General features: G+C 74.3%; 4 protein-coding genes and 1 pseudogene. 2 read left to right on the forward strand and 3 right to left on the reverse strand.

The features are described 5' to 3' along the window. From HET64_RS36000 to HET64_RS36010, 3 genes and pseudogenes are all read right to left on the reverse strand, one after another. Positions 1 to 333: pseudogene (locus tag HET64_RS36000) on the reverse strand (DivIVA domain-containing protein); the annotation flags it as partial. 247 nt (positions 334 to 580) lie between these two features. Next, positions 581 to 3154: an SUKH-4 family immunity protein gene (locus HET64_RS36005; RefSeq protein ID WP_374105604.1), complete on the reverse strand. Its 2574-nt coding sequence runs from the start codon at positions 3152 to 3154 to the stop codon at positions 581 to 583. A 5-nt stretch (positions 3155 to 3159) separates the two neighbouring features. Further along, positions 3160 to 4137, reverse strand: a complete 978-nt coding sequence (locus tag HET64_RS36010; protein WP_215111447.1) for an SMI1/KNR4 family protein — start codon at positions 4135 to 4137, stop codon at positions 3160 to 3162. Between the two features lie 235 nt (positions 4138 to 4372). On the opposite strand from HET64_RS36010, the gene HET64_RS36015 reads away from it, so the two are divergent. Together HET64_RS36015 and HET64_RS36020 are read left to right on the forward strand one after the other, a co-directional pair. After that, complete coding sequence (locus HET64_RS36015; protein WP_215111448.1) at positions 4373 to 4897, forward strand: YwqJ-related putative deaminase; 525 nt, start codon at positions 4373 to 4375, stop codon at positions 4895 to 4897. Between the two features lie 10 nt (positions 4898 to 4907). Continuing rightward, positions 4908 to 5405, forward strand: coding sequence for an SUKH-3 domain-containing protein (locus tag HET64_RS36020; RefSeq protein WP_215111449.1), 498 nt, complete (start codon positions 4908 to 4910; stop codon positions 5403 to 5405). Positions 5406 to 5560: the final 155 nt, after the last annotated feature.

Below are 5560 nucleotides of genomic sequence, written 5' to 3' on the forward strand. Positions count from 1 at the left end.
GCCCGCCGCCTCCGCCGCCTCCCGCACCGCCCGGCCCGCCGCGACCGCCCCGGCGTCCAGCGCCTCCGCCTCGCTCTCGGCCAGCGCCAGGATCCGCTGCGCCCGCTCCCCCAGCTCCGCGTAGTCCTGCACGGGCAGCGTCGCCACGGTCTCCGCCAGCCGGGCGGACTCGGCGAGCAGCTCCTCCACCCGGCCCGTCAGCCGCGCGAGCTCGTCGAGCGCCCCGTCCCGCTCGGCGATCAGGGCGGCCGTCGCCCGGTCCACCTGCTCCGGGCGGTAACCACGCCCCCGCACCCCGACGACGTCGTACGCGGACACCGGTCCAGCACTCATCCCTGAAACCTCTCTCCGACCCGCCGACACGCTCTGCCACGCTCCGACACCCGTAATACGTCAAGGATGCGGCAATTGATGCCGGAAGTCGGAATCGATCAGCGGCATTCAGGCCGGAAGCGACCGGCATCACAGACCCGGGCGAACCGGCGATCATCGGCCACGTGCCAGGCACACGACGAGGCGCCCGGACCCGAGAAGGGTCCGGGCGCCTCGTACGCGCTCGCCGCTCAGCTCCGCGTACGGCTCAGATCAGGCCGTCCCACATCTGCTCCAGCAGCACCGACCACCAGCTCTCCGGCGACGCCAGCGCCGCCGGGTCCAGTGCCACCAGCTGTGCCTGGAAATCGACGGTCCAGCGGCCCGCCTGCTCCGGGTTCAGCCCGAACCGCAGCCGCCACATCCGGCCCAGCAACGCCATCGACCGCACGAACTCCGGCAGCCCGGTGTTCACGAACTGCGGCGGCACCGACTGCCCGCCGGGACCCGCCTCCACCGGCACGGCCACGATGTTCGCCGTCCCGTACTGCACACAGACCGCCCGGCCGAAGTCCGTGCCCATCACCAGATACGACCCCGCGTCCGGCGCGGGCCGCACCTGACGCTGCGCCGCCAGCTCGGCCAGCGTCGGCACCACCGGCTGCCCCGGCTGCGCCCAGAAGAACGGCCCGAAATCGGCGGGCAGCCCCGCCCACACCAGGGTGTGCGCGACGACCTCCGGCACTCCCTGACGGGACACCGCCCGCTGGTCGAACCGCAGGATGCCCTGCGGACCGAACGCCTGCACCAGCTCCTCGGCCACCGCCTCCGGCCCCAGCGCGGGCGCGGGCGGCATCTGCGGCAGCGGCGCCCGCACCGGCGCGGGCCGCGCCGGGCCGTCCGCGACCTGGTGCAGCTCGCCCTGGTGCGTCAGCAGATGCTGCATGCCCTGCTGCCGGCTGGCGTGATCCGTGCCGTACGGGGCGACGCTGGTGATCCGCACCTGCGGCCAGGTCTCCCGGATCATCCGGGCGCAGTACCCGCCCGGCAGCTCACAGGACTCCAGCTCGGTGTGCAGCTCGATGACCTGCTGCGGCGGCACGTTCATCGCCCGCAGCTCGTGCAGCATCTGCCACTCGGGGTGCGGGGTGCCCGGCGCCGAACGGCGGATCAACTGCTGCTCGCTGCCGTCCGGAGCCCGGAACCGCAGCACGGCCTGGTAGCCGGGGCCCACGGTCGGCTGACCGGTGGGCTGCTGCGGATAGCCGTACGCCGCCGGCGGCGGAGTGTGCCCACCGGGCGGCGGACCGGGCGGACCCGGCGGCTGCGGCACGGGACCGGGGGCCCCGACCGGCGAAGCGCCGGGGGCCCCGGGAGGACCGGGCGGCCCGACCTGCCCCGGACCCGCGAACATCGTCTCCGCGTGGTGCACCCCACCACCGGGAGGCGGCGTGGAACCCGGCGGCGGACCCGGCGGACCGGGAGGCTGCGGCGCACCCGGAACACCGGGCGGGCCGGGAGGCTGCGGCGCACCCGGAACACCGGGCGGGCCGGGAGGCTGGGGGACCCCCGGGACACCGGGCGGACCCGGCGGCCTGGGCGCACCCGCGACGCCCGCACCGATGCTGCTCCCGTCGGCGAACATCGTCGCGGCATGGTGCATCCCCCCGCCCGGAGGCGGCGTGGAACCGGGCGGCGGACCAGGAGGCCCGGGAGGCCCGGGAGGCCCGGGAGGCGGGGTGGAACCCGGCGGCGGCCCCGGCGGCGGGGTGGCACCGGGCGGGCCGAGCTGGGACACGAGCTGCGTCGGGACGTACCCGCCCGCCGGAGCACCCGGCGCACCCGGACCCGAAGGCGGCGGCGTCGCACCGGGCGGCATCCCGGGAACCCCCGGGGCGCCGGGCGGCGGCGGCGTCGACGAACCGCCCCCACGAGCCCCGCGCGGCGGCACGACCGCCTTGCTGGTGGCCGCGTCCGCGATGTCACCGGCCCCGCCCGGGGGACCCTGGTCCGGCCGGAGCGCCTGCGCCACCTGCGTACGCGGCAGCTGACTGCCCCCGGACATCAGAGCCGTGGGCGCCTCCGCCGGGACGACCGGCGGCGGCGTCTCCTCGTCGTCCGTGCCCGACAGCGGCGGCGCGAACACCGTCGCGGGCAGCGGAACGGCCCCGTCGTCGGAGTCCGAGTTGGTGTCCGTACCCGCCCAGGGGGTCGCCCCCGCGGGCACGCCGTCGGAGGCCGTGGGCTCGTGGGCGTCGCCACCACCGGCGGCGGGCCACGACGCGGCGGAGCCCCCGGCGGAAGCGGGCGAGGAAGACGGCGGCGGCGTATCCGCGACAGCGGAGGGCACAGGGCCGGACTCGGAAACAGGAGCGGGCACGGAAACGGAAGCGGCAGGGGCGGCGGGCGCACCGGAGGCGGCCGCCGCCGACTCCGCCGATTCCCGGCGCTCCGCACGATGATCCGGAATCCCCAGCTTGTCCGCCGCCTCCTGGAGCCACTCCGGCGGCGTCAACAGGAACGACGTCTGGTTCAGATCCACCCGCTGCGGCGGCTCGGGAGCGGCGACCGGCGCACCGGCCGGAGTCCCGTACTCCTCCTCGTACCGCCGGATCACCTCACCCACCGGCAACCCCGGCCACAACGTCGCCTCACCGCTGTCCCGCGCGATCACCAGCCGCTGACGGCCCCCGTCCGACACGGGACCCTCCGCCCGGTCCTCGGCCCACACCACGAAACCCAGCTCGAACTCACGGACCCGCACCTCACGGTGCTGGTACGCGGGCACGTCACCGTTGACCCACTCGTCCGCCCGCTCCTGCGCCTGCGCGAAAGTCACCACCGCGCTCACCCCTCCACCGGGACGGCACGCGCGAAGCCACCGTCCACCATCAGGTTCGCCACGGTCTCCAGCTCCGGCGGATTGCCCGCCAGCCGCTGGAGGAAGGCATCGAAATCCACGCCGCAGGGCAGCAACAGCCGCTCCACACGCTCCTGGACACTCCAGCCGTCCTGGTCCCGGGCATCGTCGTACGGGCAGAACCACACCGAACCGGGATCCTGGCCACGCACCTTCACGGCGAGAATCCCGCCCTGGACGAACGCGACGCCCAGGAAATCCTTGGTGAAGTGGTCCCGCAGACACTTGTTCACGTACACCAGGTCGTTCACCGCGGCCTCGTCACGCACCGTGAAGAACGGCTGGTCCACCAGCAGCCCCAGCTCCGCGTCCAACGCCGCACCCACCGGGGCCGAACCGCCCGCCGCCTTCAGGAACGAGCGGTACGCACCCGGCAGCCGGTACCCGAGGTCCTCCTCGACACCCTGGACCTGCTGCTCGCTCACCGCGGCCGCGCCCCTGGGCAGCCGGAAGTGCGCCGGACGGGTCTCCTGCAACGGGCGGGTCCCACGCCGGTTCTGATCCACGTCCGTGCCCGCCAGGCCGCCGTGATGACGCAGCAGCGCCTTCACCTCGACCGGCACCAGCTCCATCCGACGGCCACCCGGCACGTGATGCCAGGTCCAGCCGTGCGGGGTCGCCACCGCGGGAATCGTGTCCCACAGGTCGTGACCGCTCGCCGCCAACGCCGCGTTCGCCGACACGTAGTCGGTGAGGCGCAGCTCATCGATGCCGAAGCCCGGAGGCGGATCGGCGATCTCCGCTGCGGCACGCGCGTACGGCGAAAGAACCGGGTGGCCGCTCCCGTCCATCCGCACCCCTCTGGGGTGGCGGGACGCCCGGACCGGGTCCGGGAAGTTCACGACCTGCCCGGCGTAGGCGGCGTTCGGTGGCGCGGCTTGCTGCCCGAGCCGACCTGTCGTCATGGCTGTTGCCCCCTGCTGCGTCCGGTGTTCCGCACAGCCTAAGCGGTGGGGCAACAGGGGATCCCGTCCCGCCGGATCCGTCACGAACGGTCACAATCACGTGACGGTGAGGCGGCAGTCCCGCACCTTCGGGCGACACGCAGACACGTTTCCCCGCCCCAGCTTCCCCACCACCCGGCACATTTGGCAGGCTGTCCCCGCAACTCGGGGGATTGCAGGGAGGGACGTCAACACGATGCATTCCGCACAAACCGTCACATCAGGGGATCCGCGCCTCAGCTGGAGCAGCACCGAGACCAGCCGTACGCCCCGACTGATCCACCGCCGCGACGGGATTCTCCCCGCCGTGGCCGCCGCGCTGTCCGTACGCGGCGAGACGCTGACCTGCACCGCCGGCAAGGGGGACCAGCCACCGGTGCTGCACCCGCTCGTCCAGGACTTCCTCGACACCCTCACCAGCGGCCAGCGCGAACGCTTCACCGGCCGCTGCCCCGAAGCCATACTGCTCTCCCGCCAGCTCACCGCCGCCGAGAGCGGGCGCTCCAAACGCGCCCAGCGAAAACCCCTGACCAACGGGGAGGCGCGCCGCGCGCTCAAGCACTCCCGGCTCACCGCCCGCCGCATCCGCGAGGACGGCGACCCCCTCCACGGCAGCTACGCACCCCCCTGCCGGTCCTGCTCCGCACTCCTGTCCCACTTCGGCGTACGCCCCGTCGACCTGACCTCCAACGGCGCCGCGACCACCGCCGAGAAGGGCTGACCACCCACCGATGCACGACCACCAGCAGCACTCCTCCACCCGTTTCCCCGTCGCCGTCGACGCCGCCCTGCGCGAAGCGGGCTGGCAGCCCGGGCGCTGGGACATCCGGCAGGCCGAGGAATGGGCCGACGCACTGCGCTCCCACGCCTCACCGGCCGGCCACCAGCACGCGGTCTTCCCGGCAGGGGTCGAGGCCTGGGCGGAGTTCGGCGGCCTCCACATCACCGCGTCCGCACCCGGCCGGCACATCGCGCCCGCCGCGGTGCGCATCGACCCGCTCAGCGGCCTCCACCTGGCACGGACGCTCGCGGACCTCGGCCGCGCCCTGGAGACGGAGGTCAGCCCGCTCGGGGCGGAGGGCGAGGAGCAGGCGGTCCTGGCGATCGACACGGAGGGCCGGGTGTACAGCATCGACCACACGGGGGACTGGTTCCTGGGCCAGGACATCGACGAGGCCCTGGCCACCCTGATCACCGGCACCCAACCGGCCCGCCTGACCTCCGCCTGACCCCGGCCGCCTCCAGCCCACCCGGCCGGCCCTGGCTGCTTCCGCCGTTGCCGCTGTTCCCGCCGTTGCCGCTGTTGCCTCCGGTGTTGAAGCCGGGCATGCCGCCGCCGACGTTCCCGAAGGCTCCACTGAGGCCCTTGAGGGCGTCGCCGATC

Origin of the sequence: Streptomyces sp. McG3, assembly GCF_018619185.1 — a bacterium.
Taxonomy (GTDB): domain Bacteria; phylum Actinomycetota; class Actinomycetes; order Streptomycetales; family Streptomycetaceae; genus Streptomyces.

Excerpts from the sequence above, each read along its gene's own strand:
- HET64_RS36010 (WP_215111447.1), bottom strand. The coding sequence starts at position 4,137 with ATGACGACAGGTCGGCTCGGGCAGCAAGCCGCGCCACCGAACGCCGCC.
- HET64_RS36015 (WP_215111448.1), top strand. The coding sequence starts at position 4,373 with ATGCATTCCGCACAAACCGTCACATCAGGGGATCCGCGCCTCAGCTGG.
- HET64_RS36020 (WP_215111449.1), top strand. The coding sequence starts at position 4,908 with ATGCACGACCACCAGCAGCACTCCTCCACCCGTTTCCCCGTCGCCGTC.